This is a genomic window from Sphingopyxis fribergensis, from assembly GCF_000803645.1.
GTDB classification, from domain to species: domain Bacteria; phylum Pseudomonadota; class Alphaproteobacteria; order Sphingomonadales; family Sphingomonadaceae; genus Sphingopyxis; species Sphingopyxis fribergensis.
This window is the reverse complement of sequence record NZ_CP009122.1, coordinates 3,391,261-3,407,228: the sequence shown is the minus strand read 5'-3', so window position 1 is coordinate 3,407,228 and position 15,968 is coordinate 3,391,261. Positions and strand designations below refer to the sequence as shown.

Here is a 15,968-nt window from a genome sequence, read left to right as displayed (position 1 = left end):
GGATATGTAGGAGGTTATTGCGATGGATCGACGGACGCTCCTGGCTTCGATCGGGGCCGCTGCCACCAGCAGCGCGTGCACCGCGAAAGGCGATAGCGACGCCGAGCGGACGGGCCGGCCGACGCTGGCGATCGATTCCGACGGACCGGGCCGCTGGCGCATCCGTAGCTGGCAATGGCGGGAGAATGCGTGGCGGCCTTTGATCGCCCGCGCGAAGCGGACCGATGCCGGTATCGAAATCAGCGGGAGTATCGATGCGGCGGACCGGGCGGACGTGGTCGCCCAGCTCCGCATCTAGCCTTCGACGAAAGTGCCGGGCGTGTTGGACGGACGCGGGGGTACGCGGCGCGGCGCGAGCGCGGCGCGATAGACGTCGAGCGTATCCTCGGCCGCCTTGTCCCAGCTGAAGCGCGCGCGGACGCTGTCGGCGTCGACCTGAAAGTCGGCGCTATCCGCATTCAGCCGTTCGGTGAGCGCGGCGACATCGCCGACGGGGAAATAATTCTGCGGATCGAGTCCGATGTCGAGATTGGCGGGGATATCGCTGAGCAGCATCCGCGCGCCGCAACTTGCCGCCTCCAGCGCCGCGATCGGCAGGCCTTCGTGATAGGACGGCATCACGAACATCGCACAGCGCTCATAGAGGCACCTCAGCGTTGCGCGCGACTGCACGCCGGCAAAGATCACGCGGTCGCTGGCGCGCGCGAGCAGGTCGCGCGCGTACTCGCTCTCGTGATCGGCCGAACCCGCGATCACCAGCTTGGCGGTGCAGTTCGACTGTTCATAGGCATGGATCAAGTCGTGCAGGCCCTTCTCGGGAACCAGCCGCGCGACCGCGAGGAGGAAATCGCCATCGTCGAGCCCCAGTCGTTCGAGGACGAGCGCGGGATCGGCATCGCCGGGCAGGTCGGAGGTGCCATTGGGAATATAGGTGACAGTGTGGGCACGCTCAGGAAAGCTTTGCTTCAATTGCGCGGCGAGCGAGGGCGAAACCGCGATGACGCGATCGGCGAAGTTCAGCGCCAGCCACTCGCCAGCGCGCAGAGCGCTGCGCGCAAGCAGGCCCCATTTTGCGCGGTGATAGTCGGTGCCGTGATGCGTCACGACGACCTTCAAACCGAGCAGCCGGGCGAGCGGCGCCAACAAAGCCGGACCGATCGCATGGATGTGGACCAGGCCGGCGCCGCGCTTTTTGGCATCGAGAACCGCGAGGAAGGTTGACACCACCGCCTCGAGATTTTTCGAACGCGGGCAGGGGATGCCGACGATCTCAACGCCGCGATGTTCGCCCACCGGCTCGGGCAGATAGGGCGCGCGTCCGAGCACGACCGAGCGATGCGCGGGCCAAAGCGCCTTGATGCGCGGAAGCAGTTCCTCGCAATGGCTTTCGATCCCGCCCATCACATGCGGAAAGCCGCGGAGGCCGGTCACGCAGATGATCGGCGATCCCGCGGGATCGCTGGAAGATACATTTGTCCGTTGCAGCATTCTTAAACTCCATTAGCGCCCGGCCGGATTTTCCGGCTCAGGCCACCGCTGCCATCGGCCCTCTTCCACCATTTTCGATTTCGCCCAGATACCAGTCGACGAAGCGCTCGATCCCCTGCGCGAGCGATACCTTCGGGCTGTATCCGGTGAGTGCGTTGATCGCCGAGATGTCGGCATAGGTCGCGGTCACGTCGCCCGGCTGCATCGGCCGCATCAGCTTGATCGCCGGACGCCCAAGCGCGCGTTCGAGCGTCGCGATCATGTCCATCAGCCCGACCGGATTGCAGTCGCCGATGTTGAGCAGCCGGTGCTCGCTGGCTGCGGGCTTCTTGTCGAGCACGCCGACGACGCCGTCGACGATGTCGTCGATATAGGTGAAGTCGCGCGCCATCCGGCCCTCGCCGTACACCTCGATCGGCTGGCCGAGCAGGATCTTCTGGGCGAAGCCATAATAGGCCATGTCGGGCCGGCCCCACGGGCCATAAACGGTGAAGAAGCGCAGTCCGCTGAGCGGCAGGCCATAGAGCGTCGCATAGCTCTGGCTCATCAACTCGCAGCTGCGCTTGGTCGCGGCATAGAGCGAGACGGGATCGGTGCACGGCTCGTCCTCGCGAAAGCCGGTGCCGCCGAGCGGGCGCTCGCCATAGACCGAGCTCGACGAGGCATAGACAAGATGTTCGATATGGCCCGCGTGGCGCGCCGCCTCGAGCACCGCGAGATGGCCTTTGAGGTTGCTATGCTCGTAAGCGAATGGGTTTTCGATGCTGTAGCGCACGCCCGCCTGCGCCGCGAGGTGGACAATCCGGCGCACGCCGTTCGCCTCGACCAGTTCGCTGACCAACCCCGGGCTGGCGATGTCGCCATCGATCAGCCGGAAGCCCACATTGCCCGTCAGCCGCGCGACGCGCGCTTTCTTGAGCGCGACGTCGTAATAGTCGGTGAAATTGTCGAGCCCGATCACGCGCTCGCCGCGCGCGAGGAGCCGCTCGGACACCGCATGGCCGATAAAGCCTGCAGCGCCGGTTACCAAAATGGGGCTGTCATCGCTCACGCGGCTTGCCTTTCGCTCGGGGTTTCGCGCTCTTTGTCCGGCCGACCGATACCGACGTAGCGCAGGCCCGCTTCTTCGGCCTGGGCGGGCGGATAGATGTTGCGCAGGTCGACCAGCACCGGCGCGGACATCGCGGCCTTGATCCGCGGCAGGTCGAGCGCGCGGAACGCGTCCCATTCGGTGACGATCACCGCTGCGGCGGCGCCTTCGATCGCGGCGTAAGCAGAGGTGGCATATTCCACGTCCTTCAGCACCGCTGCGGCCGCTTCCATGCCCTCGGGGTCATAGGCGCGCACCTTGGCGCCCGCATCCTGCAGCGCCTGGATGATCGCGATCGACGGTGCGTCGCGCATGTCGTCGGTATTGGGTTTGAAGGTGAGCCCGAGCACCGCGACAGTCTGGCCGCGAACATTCCCATCCATCGCCGCGAGAACCTTGCGGCCCATCGCGCGCTTGCGCTGGTCGTTCACCGCGATCGTCGCCTCGATCAGTCGCAGCGGCGCATCATGGTCCTGCGCGGTCTTCATTAGCGCAAGCGTATCCTTGGGGAAGCAGGAGCCGCCGTAGCCGGGTCCGGCATTCAGGAACTTGGCGCCGATCCGGTTGTCGAGCCCGATGCCGCGCGCGACTTCCTGGACGTCGGCGCCGACCTGTTCGCACAGGTCCGCCATCTCGTTGATGTAGGTGATCTTCATCGCGAGGAAGGCGTTCGCCGCATATTTGATCAGCTCGCTGGTGCGCCGGCGGGTGAAGACGATCGGCGCCTTGTTGAGCGACAGCGGGCGATAGACGCGCTCCATCGGCGCGCGCGCGCGTTCGTCCTCGATGCCGATCACGACGCGGTCGGGGCGCTTGAAATCCTCGATCGCGGCGCCTTCGCGCAGGAATTCGGGGTTGGAGGCCACGGCGAATTCGGCGACCGGATTGCATTCGCGGATGATCCGTTCGACCTCGTCGCCGGTGCCGACGGGCACGGTGGACTTGGTGACGATCACGGTGAAGCCGCCGAGCGCCCCGGCGATCTCGCGCGCCGCGCCATAGACGTAGGACAGGTCGGCATGGCCGTCGCCGCGGCGGCTGGGGGTGCCGACCGCGATGAACACGACGTCGGCGGCGCCGACCGCCTCGGACAGCTCGGTGGTGAAGGTCAGATTGCCCGCCGCGACGTTGCGCGCGACCAAATCGTCGAGACCGGGCTCATAGATGGGAATGCCGCCGGCCTGAAGCCGGGCGATCTTGTCCGCGTCCTTGTCGACGCAGGTCACGTGATGGCCGAAATCGGCAAAACACGCGCCCGAAACCAGCCCGACATAGCCGGACCCGATCATTACGATACGCATTACGCGTTGCTCCTATTTATATGAAGTCGGCTTTTTGCTGCACTTGCGAACAATCGCCTTTTGGAGGCGGGGGCGTCAACGCGCCCGCTTTGAATAGAGCAAATTGAAAGGCGAAATGATCGGCGCCATGCGGCCGACCCAAAATGGAACAAGATGAAAAAACGCAATATATTTGAAACAGATAAGAAGCCGGTAATTCGCGGCTTTGCCTAAACGACCATCAGGCAATTTGGCTGCAATGCGACGAAACGCTTCGACTTGATCTTGCCACGTGTCAGCGACGGAGTAGAAGTTGACCACGATAAGCTGTGGGATGGGTAGGATGTTGGAAGCGCAACGCGCGGCATTTTTCGCCGACTTGCCGGTGTCGCTGGCGATGCGACGCGATCGGTTGCGGCGCGCGATGCTGATGATCGAAAAAAACGGCCATGCCCTGTGCGTCGCGCTCGCGGCCGACCAGGCAAATCAAGATATTGATTCGGCAAAGCTTACCGAAGTGGCACCCGCGCTGGCCGCGCTGCGGGGGGCGATGGACCGCGTCGCCCGCTGGATGCGCCCTGACAGCGCACGCGGACTGCTCGCGCGGCTCGGCGGGTCCGGCGACTATGTCGAATATCTGCCGATCGGGGTGATCGGCATCGCGGCGCCGGCATCGCTGCCGCTACTCCAGACGGCGAGCATCATCGCCAGCGCGCTTGCGGCGGGCAATCGGGTAACACTGACATTCGACCCCGGCTCGCCGCACCTCGGTCGGCTGATCGGCGAGTTGGTGCCCGATTTCTTCGACCCGCTCGAGCTGGCGGTCGCGCCCGACGGCGCCTTTGCCAAGCTCGCCTTTGATTTGCTCGTGACGAGCGAAGCGCAGGACGGCGATGGGGTGACGATCGCGCGCTCGGATAAATCGCCGGTGATCCTTGGGCGCTCGGCCGATTTCGCCAAGGCTTCCGACACCATCATCGCGTGCAAGCGCATCAACGGCGGGCGGGTGCCGCTCGCCCCCGACTATCTGCTCGTGCCCGAAGAGCAGGAGGAGGCGATCGCCGACTGGCTGTGGCGCGCGGCGATGCGGCCGGAGGCAAACGCGGCGGTTCTGACCGACGCCGAGCAGGAACGGGTCGCGCGGCTCCTGGACGACGCGCGCGTGCGCGGGGGCGAGGTGATGACGGCGCAGCCGCGGGGCTCGGCGATGCCGCTCCACATCGTCCGCCACGCCAGCGAGGACATGCTGGTGATGCAGGAGGACAGTCCGGGGCCGATCCTGCCGCTGCGCAATTATGCGCGGATCGACGATGCGATCGCCACGATCCACCGCCGCCCGCCGCCGCTCGCCATCTATTATTTCGGCCGCGACGCCGCCGAGCGCCGACACATCCTCGCGCGCACGCTGTCCTCCGCGATCGCGATCGACGGGCGCGTGCCGTCGGCGGTGAAGGCCGACGCGGGCATGACACTCAATACCGATCATGGCGAGGCGGGTTTCCGCCGATTCAGCCGGACCCGGCTTGTCTGTCGCCAGCCGCTCAGCGGTTTCGTGCGCCGGTTTGCGGGCGCGGCCCCCGCGCTGCACTGATCGCGGCCGCGCCACGCGGCGCCGCAGCGCGCTCGCGTGGTCTTGGGTCTTCGCTTACGCGGCGGCATGGCCGACACCTCCTCCCGCGTTGCAGCGCGCGTTCCGATCGCCGCCGAGCGCGAACCGGTCTATTTCGTGCGCTCGGGCGCCGCCTATCGGGGCGTGCATGCGCGCGACGTCGGCAACGGCCTGTTCGTGATCCGCGAGCCGGTTCACGACGTCCAAATATCCGATATCCGGGTCGAAGGCGGCTACCGCGTGATCGAAAATAGCGCGGCACTCAAGCAGGCGCCCGCGGGCTGCGTGGGGCTGCGTGTACGCGACGCCAGGGCGAGTGATCTCGAACGCGGCTTTGCGCGCATTCGCTACGACAGCCACGACGGCGTGATCGCGGACGTCAGCGCAAGCGGCATGCTGACCACCGGCGCAACCGATCTGCCGGTCGGCATCGCCTTTGACGGCACCGCCCACGACTTCCGGATGGAGCGCTGCGTCATGCGCGGCTTTCGGTGGAAGCGCGCGGCGAAGAAATATTGGAACGGCGACGGCTTTTCGACCGAGCGCGGCAATAAGCGGATGCTGTTCCGCCAATGCGCGGCCTGGGACAATAGCGATGGGGGGTTCGACCTGAAATCGAGCGAGACATTGCTCGACGATTGCGTCAGTGGTCGCAACGCGCGTAACTTCCGGCTCTGGACGAGCATGCGCGCGACGCGGCTCACCAGCCTCGATCCGGTCAAGATTGGCGGGATCGGCGACACCACCCATTTCGCGATCATGGCCGCGCCGGGCGGGGAACCGCTCGTCATCACCATCGATCATCTGATCGTGAAGAGCGATCGCGGCTGGCCGATTTTCGACGTGCACAAGGGGGCGGCAAAGATCATCGTCCGGTCGCACGATATCCAGGTGCCGCCGGGCACGCCGCTGGTCCGCTCGCGCGGCGGCGGCTCGGTGCCGGGGGGAGTGTCCTTTGCTGGGACACCTCCAAAGCTCTAACGGTCCGGGCGCAGTTTGGACACGCTTCGACGACGGGCTCTTGCTGCAATGCAGCGTAAAGGCGCAGATCGCGCGCTGTCGGCACGCGGCGATCGTGTCGACAAATCCGAATGCTGGTAATTGGGGGGGGAACCCAGCGACCAGAAAAGGGTGAAAAGATGCGAAAAGTACGCAAGGCCGTATTCCCCATTGGCGGCCTTGGAACCCGGTTCCTTCCGGCGACCAAGTCCATGCCGAAGGAGATGCTGCCCGTCGTCGACCGGCCATTGATCCAATATGCCGTCGACGAGGCCCGCGAGGCGGGTATCGAGCAGTTCATTTTCGTGACCAGCCGCGGCAAGAGCCTGATCGAGGATCATTTCGATCATGCGTTCGAGCTGGAAGAAGCGATGGCGCGGCGCGGCAAGTCGCTCGCCGCGCTCGATGGCACGCGGCCCTCGCCCGGCGACATCGCGATTGTGCGGCAGCAGGAGCCGCTTGGGCTCGGCCACGCCGTCTGGTGCGCGCGCCGCCTGATCGGCGACGAACCCTTCGCGGTGCTGCTCCCCGACGATCTGATGGTCGGCGCGCCCGGCTGCCTCAAGCAGATGGTCGACGCGCATGCCGAACTCGGCGGCAATCTGATCTGCACAGAGGAAGTGGCGGCCGAAGACACGCATAAATATGGCATCATCACCCCGGGCGCGCGCGCCGGGGCGATCACCGAGGTCAAGGGGCTGGTCGAAAAGCCTGCGGCGGACGTCGCGCCGTCGCGGCTCGCCATCATCGGCCGCTATATCCTCCAGCCCGAGGTGATGGACGTGCTCGGCAATCAGGAAGAGGGCGCGGGCGGCGAGATCCAGCTCACTGACGCGCTGGCGCGGATGATCGGGCAGCAGCCGTTCCACGGCGTCACCTTCAATGGCAAGCGCTATGACTGCGGCGACAAGGGCGGCTTCGTGACCGCGACGCTCGCGCTCGCGCTCGCCCGGCCCGACATCGCGCCCGCGGTGCGCGCTTTCCTGGCCGCCGCATAATATGGACGCAATGGTACGGCGTGCGCCGCCCCAGAGGGAAACGGACCCGCAGGTCGATCGCGGCGCGCTGATCGACCTGCGGCGCGTCGGCGGCGTGGTGCGCCGACGCTGGATGATCTTATGCGCGGCGATGCTCGCGGCGATCGTGGTCGCCGCGGCCGCCTATCTCGTCGCCGAGCCGCGTTACCTTGCCACCGCGCAGGTTGCGCTCGAGCGTACCGCCGAGCAGGTGATCAAGGTCGATTCGGTGATTCCGACGACCGATCCCGATTCGGCGGCGGTTGACACCGAGGTGCAGGTCCTGCGCTCGCCCGAGTTGATCGGGCGGGTGGTCGACCGGCTGAAGCTCGATCGCGACCCCGCGTTCAACGAAGCGGCGGGGCAGGGCGCGCCCGCGAAACAGCCCGATCTGATCGGGCGTCAGCGTGCGATCGGCACAATTCTGAGCGGCCTCACGGTCAAGCGCGACGGGCTTTCCTACGCCATCAGCGTCTCGTTCGAGGGCGCGACGCCGGTGCAGTCGGCGCAGATCGCGAACGCGCTGGTCGACAATTATGTCTCGGGCCAGACGGGGGCGAAGACCGAGGCGACGCACCGCGCGCGCGGCTTCCTTGAGCAACGGCTCCAGGATTTGCGCGCGCAGGTGGTCGGCGCCGAGCGTGAAGTTGCCGACTATCGCGCCGCGCACAACCTCTTCGCCGTTTCGGAGGCGAGCACGGTGACGCAGCAGGAACTGTCGGGCCTTTCGACCCAGCTCGCGCAGGCCAAGGCCGAAAATGCCGCGGCGCAGGCGCGATTGTCGGCTGCGCGCGCGCAGCTCAATGGCGGACGGAGCGGCGAGGAGCTTGGCGATTCACTCGATTCCCCCGTCGTCAGCCAATTGCGTGCGCAGCGCGCCGAGGTCGGGCGCGAAGTCGCGGGTCTGGAAAAGCGCTATGGTCCGCGCCATCCCGATCTGCTCCGCGCGCAGAACCAGCTCCGCGCGGCGGATCAGCAGATCGCTGCCGAGGTGCAGCGCATCGTCGCAAACGCCTCGATCCAGGCGAGCATCGCCAACCAGCGCGCGAGTTCGCTGGCGGGGTCGGTGGCGCAGTCGCAGGGCAAGCTGGCCAGCGACAATGAGGCATCGGTGCGGCTCAATGAACTGGAGCGCAACGCCGAATCGGCACGGACGCTCTATCAGGCGTTCCTCGACCGCTATCGTCAGACGGTTGCGCAGTCGGGGCTGGAGCGCAGCGACGCCTATATCGTCAGCCGCGCGCGCGTGCCCGGCGCACCGAGCTCGCCCAACATGCTGGTCTATGCGGCGATGGCCGTGGTCGGCGGGCTGGGCATCGGCGTGCTGCTCGTCGTGCTGTTGCAGCTGCTCGAACGCGGGCTCGAGACGAGCGATGCGATCGAGAATGCACTGGGGCTGCCAACGCTTGCCGCGATTCCCGATGCCAACACGCTGCCGGGCTATCGCAAGGCGGGGCTGCCAGCCCCGCCCGCGGAGTTGCTGATCAAGCGGCCGCAATCGACCTATGCGGAAGCCTTCCGCACCTTGCGCACCTCCATCCAGTTCGCCGAGGCGGCGAAACCGATCCGTGTCGTCGCGATCACCTCGGCGGTGCCGGGTGAGGGCAAGACGACCACTGCGATGGGCCTCGCCCGCGCGATGGCGGCGGCGGGCGGCAAGGTGCTGCTGATCGACGTCGATGCGCGGCGCCGCGCCTCCAGCCGCCAGTTCACCGACAATGTGATCTTGGGATTGGACGAAGTGCTTGCGGGTCAGGCAACGCTCGAACAGGCGATCGTCAAGGATAGCCTGTCCGACGCGTGGCTGTTGCCGCAGCGGCTCGATTCGCAAGGCCTCGGGCTGACTGAGAGCCCGCGGCTGGCCGAACTGATCGAGCAGGTGCGCGACCGTTACGATCTGGTCATCCTCGACACGCCGCCGGTGCTGCCGGTCGACGAGGCGCGCGTGATCGCCAGCATGGCGGACGGCGTGGTGTTCCTGGTGCGCTGGCGCAAGACGGCGTCGAAGGCGGCGTCGGTGGCGCTGCGGCGGCTTTACGACGTCCATGCCGAAATATTGGGCGTGGTGCTGACGCTGGTCGATGTGCGCGAGCAGGAGCGCGCCGGTTATGAGGATGGCGGCACCTTTCTGAAGGCCTACCGCTCCTATTATGCCGACTGATCGGGCGGCGCCGTGACCGCGCAGGCGCTGCCTTATGGCCCGTCCTTCGGGCTTGGCGTCCTGCTGCCGGTGACGGCGCTGCTGCTCGTCACGCTCGTCATCGCGGCGCGGCGGGCGGGCAGCGTCGCGGGCGCGTTCGTGGTGGTGGCGCTATGGATGCGCTACACCGCGGGCGCCTATCACCTCTATATGTTCAAGCCGCTTGCGGGCGGGCTTTCGGGTAACGCCCTGCTCTCGATCGGGGTGACTGCCTTCGGGCTGCTCTTCGTCGTGCGGCCGGCCAATCTGGCGCTCAAATGGCTGCTGCCGGTCTATGCGTTGGTGGGCCTTGCGCTGTTCAGCGCGGCGCTGAACGGCGACGTCGCCGGCGGGATCAATGTCGGGGTCAAATATGCCTATCTGATCGTGATCATGATTGCGGTGTTCCAGGCGCTACGCATCGACCCCGACGCGCGCTTCCTGACCTGGGCGATGGTTTCGTTCCTGCCGCTGCTCGTCTTCCAGGCGCTGTCGCTGGCGTTGGGCCTGCCCAAGGGGTCGGAGGATGGCGACGGGCTGGTCTGGATCGGCGGCTATAATCACGAGGCGGCCTTTTCGGTCGCGATGATGACCGGGTTCCTGGTCGGCGCCTTCGCCAAGTCGGCGCCGCGCGGCGTCCGGGTGGCGTTCCTGGCCGCGACGTTCCTCGGCGTTCTGCTCGCAGGCTATCGCACGACGATCCTCGCCTTCGCGCCGCTCGTGCTGGCGGTGTTCCTGACCGGGCTGACGCTGAGCGTGCGGCGCGACCAGCGCGCGTCGATGGCGGTCACCGCCATGGTGGCGGGCGTGCTGCTCGTCTCGGTCGCCGCCTTATCTTACGGTGAGAGTTTCGCGGACCTCGCTGCTTTCCTCTCGGACCCTGCCGGCCTGATCAAACCGCCGCGCGACTTCGATCTGCTCGAGCGCCAGGTGATGTCGGCGCGTCCGCTGATCTGGAGCAGCTATATCTATGCCTGGTCCGACGGCACGCCGCTCCAGCATCTGTTCGGCCTCGGACCGGAAAGCTGGGAGGGCGTGTTCAAAGTCTATCCGCACAATACGTTGGTCGCGACACTCTACGAGCTCGGCTGGTTCGGCGTCGCGGCGATGATTGCGCTGTGGACGGTGATGGTCGCCGCGGCGGCGTCGGCGCACGGCGAGCGGTTCAAGCTGCTTGCAGCGCATTTCGCCTTCTTCCTGCTCAATATGGCGACGATGCCATTCTGGCAGGTTGAAGGACTTGCGCTCTATGGCCTGCTCTGCGGCTACACCATCTATGCCGCGCGCAGCCGCCGCCGCGGTTCAGGCGTCTCGCGTCGCTCGGCTATCGTCCAATATCCCGGCTAACGACGTCCACTTCGCGTCGCCGCCGCTGTTTTCGATCGTCGCCTCGACGAAGGCCATCGTCCTGAGGCCGTCGCCGATGCCGGGGAACCAGCCGGCGGTGCCGGGCGCGGGCGGGGCCGTCGCGCCTGCGCGGACCGCCCGGCCGAAGCTGCGGTAAAGATTGGCGAACGCCTCTATATAGCCTTCGGGATGGCCCGCGGGGGTGCGGGACTGCGCCATCGTCAGCGCATCGAGCCCGGGCCCGCCCGCGCGGATCACCTCGATCGGCCGGTCGAGCCAGCGCAGGGTCAGCGTGTTGGGCTCCATCTGCGACCAGTCGAGTCCGCCCTTTTCGCCGTGGATGCGCAGGCGCAGGCCGTTCTCGTCGCCTGCGGCGACCTGGCTAGCCTTGAGCACGCCGCGCGCGCCACCCGCGAAGCGCAACAGCGCCGCCACATCGTCGTCGAGGCGGCGCCCCGGTACGTGCGCGGTCACATCGGCGCTCAGCTGCTCGACCGAAAGCCCCGACACATGTTCGGCGAGCTGGAAGGCGTGGGTGCCGATGTCGCCGAGGCAGCCGCCGAGGCCCGCGCGCGCCGGGTCGGTGCGCCATTCGGCCTGCTTGTTGCCGTCGCGGTCGATCGGCAGGCTCAGCCAGCCTTGCGAATATTCGACCTGCACCAGCCGGATCGCACCGAAATCGCCGCGCGCAACGCGCGCCCGCGCCTCCGCGATCAACGGATAACCGCTATAGGCGAAGGCGAGGCCATAGAGCTTGCCGCTCCGCGAAACCGCCGCCTCGATCGCCAGCGCTTCGGCCAGGTTCAGCGCCATCGGTTTTTCGGAAAAGACATGAAACCCGGCATCGAGCGCGGAGATCGCCATCGGCGCGTGAAGATGGTTGGGGGTGACGATCGCGAGCGCCTCCATCCGCTCATCCGCGGGAAGGGCTGCTTCCGCCGCAAGCAGGGCGTCGAGCGTCGCATAGGTGCGGTCCGAATCGAGTCCTAGCGCCGCGGCGCTCCGCCGATTGCGGCCAGCTTCACTGCTGAACGCGCCGCACACCAGCGTAAACTCGCCGTCGATCGCTGCGGCCATCCGGTGCACAGCGCCGATGAATGCACCCTCGCCGCCGCCGACCATGCCGTAGCGTGTTTTTGACTGCGTATTCATCGCATTCCCCTGGCAAGAATTTCCAAATTTGTTTGCATAATTCGATTGCGACCGCTTACATCGTCCGACCGGCTGTTGCCAGACGGGAGAGGTTAATGAAATTTTTAGTCGCCCTGCCATCGGCAGCCGTAGTCTTGATTGTGCTGGCGCTCGCACTATCGCCCGCATCGCGAGCGGCCCCCGCCGATCCCGGCGCGCAGGCGTTCGCGAGCTGCCGCGCCTGTCATACGTTGGAGGCGGGCGGTAAAAGCACGATGGGCCCCAATCTTCACGGCCTGTTTGGACGGCAGGCCGGATCGGTCGCCGGGTTCAACTACAGCCCCGCGCTCAAGGCCTCGAAAATTCGCTGGGATGCCAAGGAGCTCGACGAATATCTCGCGGCGCCGACCAAGAAGGTGCCGGGCACGCGTATGGTCGTCAAGGTAGCCGATCCGGCGCGCCGCGCGGCGCTGATCGCGTGGCTCAAAGCCGAAACGTCGAAATGATTTTGGCACCGAAGGGAGGGACGGCATGAAGGGTCCAGCGGTTTTCCTCGCGCAGTTCATGAGCGATACGGCGCCGTTCGACACTTTGCCCTCCGCCGCGCGCTGGATGGCCGATGCGGGCTATGTCGGCGTCCAGATCCCGACTTGGGACAGCCGCTGCATCGATTTGGCGCTTGCGGCCGAAAGCCAGGATTATTGCGATGAGCTATCGGGCACCTGCCGCGAGGCGGGGGTCGAGATCACCGAGCTGTCGACGCATTTGCAGGGCCAGCTGGTCGCGGTGCACCCGGCCTATGATGTGGCGTTCGACGCGTTCGCCCCCGAAGCGCTGCGCGGCAAACCCGCCGAGCGCCAGATATGGGCGGTCGAGCAACTCCATCTTGCGGCGAAGGCGAGCCGGCGGCTGGGGCTGAACGCGCATGCGACCTTCTCGGGCGCGCTGGCCTGGCCTTATATCTATCCCTGGCCGCAGCGCCCCGCAGGGCTGGTCGAGGAGGCGTTCGGCGAACTCGCGAAGCGCTGGCGGCCGATCCTCGATGCCTTCGAGGAACAGGGTGTCGATCTTGCCTACGAGATTCATCCGGGCGAGGATTTGCATGATGGTGTGAGTTTCGAGCGTTTCCTCGCGGGCGTTGGCAACCACCCGCGCGCCAATATCCTCTATGACCCCAGCCATTATGTGCTCCAGGCGCTCGACTATCTGCAGTTCATCGACATTTATCATGAGCGGATCCGGATGTTCCACGTCAAGGACGCGGAGCTCAATCCGACCGGCCGCTCGGGGGTCTATGGCGGCTTTCAGGACTGGGTCGACCGCCCCGGCCGCTTCCGCTCGCTCGGCGACGGGCAGGTCGATTTCGCCGGAATCTTCTCGAAGCTGACGCAATATGACTATGCCGGATGGGCGGTGCTCGAATGGGAATGCTGCCTGAAGCATCCCGAAGACGGCGCGCGCGAGGGCGCCCCTTTCATCGCCGCGCACATGATCCGCAAAGCCGACCGGGCGTTCGACGATTTCGCTGGCGGCAGCGATCCCGCGCTCAACCGCAAAATGCTGGGACTGACCTGACCGCGCGCAAGACGACGGCCAAAAGATAATAATCAAGGGGACGCAGGATGACGACATTGAACAAGGGCCGGTTGTTCTGGCTGGGTGTGCTCGCACTGTTCACCGCGGCGGCGAGCCTCGCGATCCGCGGCGCGATCGCCAGCGGGCTCAAGGCCGAATGGATCGATCCGATCGCCCCGCTGCAGGCCGGCGAGCTGGTCGCCGCCGCGCTCGGCGCGGCGTTCCTCAGCTTTGCGATCACCTTGTTCGTCGCCAGCGCATTGCTCGACCAGATCGGCATGAAGCGGTGCCTGGCGGGCGCGGGGCTGTGCTTCATTCTCGGGCCGTTGATGATCGTCACTGCGGGCCATCTCGCGACCGGCATGACCATCTATTGGGTCGTCTGGGCGGGCATGCTGCTCAGCGGCATCGGCTGGGGTCTGACCGAGGCGGCGATCAATCCGCTGACCGCGCAGCTCTATCCCGACGACACGACGCACCGCCTGAACGTCCTCCACGCATGGTTCCCCGGCGGCATCATCGTCGGCGGCCTCGCCGGCTTCTTCCTGTCGGCGGCGCTGCCGTGGCAGGGCATCATGGCGCTGGTGATGATCCCGGCCGTCGCGACCGTCGTGATCGCCCTGACCACGACCTTCCCGCCGCCGCTCCGTGAGCAAAGCGGCGTCAGCTTCGGCGAGATGGTGGGTGAGGTATTTCGCCGGCCCAGCTTCTTCATCTGGTTCGCGGCGATGTTCCTCACCGCGGCGTCCGAACTCGCGCCCGGTCAGTGGATCGACGTCGCCCTTTCGAACCGCGTCGGCATGCGCGGCATTTTGCTGCTCGTCTATGTCAACGCGCTGATGTTCATCTTCCGCCATTTCGCGGGGCGGCTCGCCAACAGGATAACGAACCCCGGCCTGCTCTGGGTATCGAGCCTGCTCGCCGCGATCGGCCTGTTCATGCTGAGCCAGGCGCAGTCGCCGGTCGCCGCGATCCTCGCCGCTACCGTCTGGGGCCTCGGCGTCTGCGTGATGTGGCCGACGATGCTTGCCTCGGTCGCCGAACGTTATCCGCGCGGCGGATCGTGGGCGATGGGTCTCGTCGGATCGGCGGGCGCGCTCGCCAGCTTCTTCGTGCTGCCGCAGCTTGGTGCAATGTTCGATCAGGCCAAGATCGAGTTCGCGGGTGGCCCCGAAGCCTTCGCGGCGCTGACCGGTGCTGCAAAGCTGGCGGTCGAGGATGCGGCGGCGTCGCTGTCATTCCAGCGGCTGGCGATTCTGCCGCTCATCTTGCTCGCGGTGTTCGGTTTCATCTGGCTGCGCGAGCGTGGCAAATCGCGCGCGGTCCTTGCCGGTGAAGCTGCATGAGTCTGACGCGCAGGACAATGTTGGCAGGCGGTGCCGCCGCGGCTGCCGCAGCAGCGACGCTCGCGAACGCCGCTGCGCCGTCGAACGCGGCACGCTTTTCGCTGAACTATGCCCCGCACGAAGGCAGCTTCGCGAGCCGCGGGGGCCGCATCGAGCAGATCGCTTTTGCCGCCGATCAGGGCTTCACCGCGTGGGAGGACAATGAAGCGGCAACACGGTCGGTCGCCGATCAGAGTGCGATGGCGCGCGCGCTGCAGCAGCGGAACATGACGATGGGCGTGTTCGTCGCGAGCATGCCGCGGTGGGACGATTTCCGGCCGCAACTCGGCGGCACCGACGATGCCGATCGCGAACGCTTCCTTGCCGATATCCGCGCGTCGGTCGACGTCGCCAAGCGGCTGAATTCGAAACATATGACGATCGTCCCCGGCTTCATGGACCGCAAGCTGCCGGTCGATATCCAGACCGCGCGCGTTATCGACGTGCTGCGCCGCGCCGCCGACATCTATGAACCGCATGGGCTGGTCATGGTGATGGAGCCGCTCAATACGCTGGTGAACCATCCCGGCGTGTTCATGTCGTCCGTGCCGCAAGGCTATGCGGTCGCACGCGCCGTGAACAGCCCGGCGATCAAGATATTGGCAGACCTCTATCACGAACAGATCCAGGCAGGGAACCTCATCAACACACTGCAAACCTGCTGGGACGAGATCGCCTATATCCAGTTCGGCGACAATCCGGGGCGCAAGGAGCCGGGGACCGGCGAGATCAACTATCGCAATATCGTCCGCTGGCTGCGCGCGAAGAAATTCGCCGGCGTGATCGGCATGGAACACGGCAATTCGATCGACGGCCGCGCCGGCGAAGAGCGGCTGGTCGCCGCCTATCGCGAGATCGACGCGGCATGA

At 66.3% G+C, this 15,968-nt stretch carries 15 protein-coding genes; 10 read left to right on the top strand and 5 right to left on the bottom strand.

The features are described 5' to 3' along the window. The first annotated feature begins 22 nt into the window (after positions 1-22). A complete protein-coding gene (locus SKP52_RS15775; protein ID WP_039576289.1) occupies positions 23-298 on the top strand; it encodes a hypothetical protein in 276 nt (91 codons plus the stop codon). Here the strand turns inward: SKP52_RS15775 and SKP52_RS15770 are convergent. The 4 genes from SKP52_RS15770 to SKP52_RS27060 form a co-directional block, all read right to left on the bottom strand. After that, positions 295-1,488: a glycosyltransferase family 4 protein gene (locus tag SKP52_RS15770; RefSeq protein WP_052208391.1), complete on the bottom strand. Its 1,194-nt coding sequence runs from the start codon at positions 1,486-1,488 to the stop codon at positions 295-297. The two genes, SKP52_RS15775 and SKP52_RS15770, sit on opposite strands and share 4 nt — an antisense overlap. 37 nt (positions 1,489-1,525) lie before the next feature. Beyond that, complete coding sequence (locus SKP52_RS15765) at positions 1,526-2,539, bottom strand: NAD-dependent epimerase/dehydratase family protein (RefSeq protein WP_039576287.1); 1,014 nt, start codon at positions 2,537-2,539, stop codon at positions 1,526-1,528. Beyond that, on the bottom strand, positions 2,536-3,879 hold the full coding sequence (locus SKP52_RS15760; protein ID WP_039576285.1) for a UDP-glucose dehydrogenase family protein: 1,344 nt from the start codon (positions 3,877-3,879) through the stop codon (positions 2,536-2,538). The genes SKP52_RS15765 and SKP52_RS15760 overlap by 4 nt, the downstream gene beginning before the upstream one ends. A 75-nt stretch (positions 3,880-3,954) precedes the next feature. Continuing rightward, positions 3,955-4,179 carry a hypothetical protein gene (locus SKP52_RS27060; protein ID WP_052208389.1) on the bottom strand — a complete coding sequence of 75 codons (225 nt, stop codon included), beginning with the start codon at positions 4,177-4,179 and terminating at the stop codon, positions 3,955-3,957. A gap of 22 nt (positions 4,180-4,201) precedes the next feature. On the opposite strand from SKP52_RS27060, the gene SKP52_RS15750 reads away from it, so the two are divergent. The 5 genes from SKP52_RS15750 to SKP52_RS15730 all read left to right on the top strand — a co-directional run bounded on the left by SKP52_RS15750 (position 4,202) and on the right by SKP52_RS15730 (position 11,008). Further along, positions 4,202-5,449, top strand: coding sequence for an aldehyde dehydrogenase family protein (locus SKP52_RS15750; protein ID WP_052208387.1), 1,248 nt, complete (start codon positions 4,202-4,204; stop codon positions 5,447-5,449). Between the two features lie 66 nt (positions 5,450-5,515). Further along, positions 5,516-6,448: a hypothetical protein gene (locus SKP52_RS24705; RefSeq protein ID WP_052208385.1), complete on the top strand. Its 933-nt coding sequence runs from the start codon at positions 5,516-5,518 to the stop codon at positions 6,446-6,448. Between the two features lie 158 nt (positions 6,449-6,606). Next, complete coding sequence (locus SKP52_RS15740; protein ID WP_039576278.1) at positions 6,607-7,464, top strand: UTP--glucose-1-phosphate uridylyltransferase; 858 nt, start codon at positions 6,607-6,609, stop codon at positions 7,462-7,464. A gap of 1 nt (position 7,465) precedes the next feature. Continuing rightward, complete coding sequence (locus SKP52_RS15735) at positions 7,466-9,643, top strand: GumC family protein (protein WP_052208383.1); 2,178 nt, start codon at positions 7,466-7,468, stop codon at positions 9,641-9,643. A 12-nt stretch (positions 9,644-9,655) separates the two neighbouring features. Continuing rightward, the gene (locus SKP52_RS15730; RefSeq protein ID WP_052208381.1) at positions 9,656-11,008 is read left to right on the top strand and encodes a hypothetical protein; all 1,353 of its coding nucleotides are present in this window, start codon (positions 9,656-9,658) and stop codon (positions 11,006-11,008) included. On the opposite strand, the gene SKP52_RS15725 is transcribed toward SKP52_RS15730, so the two are convergent. Beyond that, positions 10,964-12,160, bottom strand: a complete 1,197-nt coding sequence (locus tag SKP52_RS15725) for a Gfo/Idh/MocA family protein (RefSeq protein WP_039576274.1) — start codon at positions 12,158-12,160, stop codon at positions 10,964-10,966. The genes SKP52_RS15730 and SKP52_RS15725 overlap by 45 nt on opposite strands. Positions 12,161-12,255: 95 nt before the next feature. Here SKP52_RS15725 and SKP52_RS15720 point away from each other — a divergent pair, with 95 nt between their 5' ends. The 4 genes from SKP52_RS15720 to SKP52_RS15705 are packed head-to-tail and all read left to right on the top strand — an operon-like array spanning position 12,256 to position 15,968. Continuing rightward, positions 12,256-12,645 (top strand): c-type cytochrome, encoded by a 390-nt coding sequence (locus SKP52_RS15720; RefSeq protein WP_039576272.1) that lies wholly within the window; start codon positions 12,256-12,258, stop codon positions 12,643-12,645. A 25-nt stretch (positions 12,646-12,670) separates the two neighbouring features. Further along, on the top strand, positions 12,671-13,714 hold the full coding sequence (locus SKP52_RS15715; RefSeq protein WP_039576270.1) for a sugar phosphate isomerase/epimerase family protein: 1,044 nt from the start codon (positions 12,671-12,673) through the stop codon (positions 13,712-13,714). A 47-nt stretch (positions 13,715-13,761) separates the two neighbouring features. Next, positions 13,762-15,060 carry an MFS transporter gene (locus tag SKP52_RS15710; RefSeq protein WP_039576268.1) on the top strand — a complete coding sequence of 433 codons (1,299 nt, stop codon included), beginning with the start codon at positions 13,762-13,764 and terminating at the stop codon, positions 15,058-15,060. A gap of 17 nt (positions 15,061-15,077) precedes the next feature. Then, a complete protein-coding gene (locus tag SKP52_RS15705) occupies positions 15,078-15,968 on the top strand; it encodes a hydroxypyruvate isomerase family protein (protein ID WP_228383670.1) in 891 nt (296 codons plus the stop codon).

What these genes read in the sequence shown, in the direction of transcription:
- SKP52_RS15720 (WP_039576272.1), top strand. Translation starts at nt 12,256, where the DNA reads ATGAAATTTTTAGTCGCCCTGCCATCGGCAGCCGTAGTCTTGATTGTG.
- SKP52_RS15715 (WP_039576270.1), top strand. Translation starts at nt 12,671, where the DNA reads ATGAAGGGTCCAGCGGTTTTCCTCGCGCAGTTCATGAGCGATACGGCG.
- SKP52_RS15770 (WP_052208391.1), bottom strand. Translation starts at nt 1,488, where the DNA reads ATGCTGCAACGGACAAATGTATCTTCCAGCGATCCCGCGGGATCGCCG.
- SKP52_RS15710 (WP_039576268.1), top strand. Translation starts at nt 13,762, where the DNA reads ATGACGACATTGAACAAGGGCCGGTTGTTCTGGCTGGGTGTGCTCGCA.
- SKP52_RS15705 (WP_228383670.1), top strand. Translation starts at nt 15,078, where the DNA reads ATGTTGGCAGGCGGTGCCGCCGCGGCTGCCGCAGCAGCGACGCTCGCG.
- SKP52_RS15735 (WP_052208383.1), top strand. Translation starts at nt 7,466, where the DNA reads ATGGACGCAATGGTACGGCGTGCGCCGCCCCAGAGGGAAACGGACCCG.
- SKP52_RS15775 (WP_039576289.1), top strand. Translation starts at nt 23, where the DNA reads ATGGATCGACGGACGCTCCTGGCTTCGATCGGGGCCGCTGCCACCAGC.
- SKP52_RS24705 (WP_052208385.1), top strand. Translation starts at nt 5,516, where the DNA reads ATGGCCGACACCTCCTCCCGCGTTGCAGCGCGCGTTCCGATCGCCGCC.
- SKP52_RS15760 (WP_039576285.1), bottom strand. Translation starts at nt 3,879, where the DNA reads ATGCGTATCGTAATGATCGGGTCCGGCTATGTCGGGCTGGTTTCGGGC.
- SKP52_RS15740 (WP_039576278.1), top strand. Translation starts at nt 6,607, where the DNA reads ATGCGAAAAGTACGCAAGGCCGTATTCCCCATTGGCGGCCTTGGAACC.
- SKP52_RS15750 (WP_052208387.1), top strand. Translation starts at nt 4,202, where the DNA reads ATGTTGGAAGCGCAACGCGCGGCATTTTTCGCCGACTTGCCGGTGTCG.
- SKP52_RS15725 (WP_039576274.1), bottom strand. Translation starts at nt 12,160, where the DNA reads ATGAATACGCAGTCAAAAACACGCTACGGCATGGTCGGCGGCGGCGAG.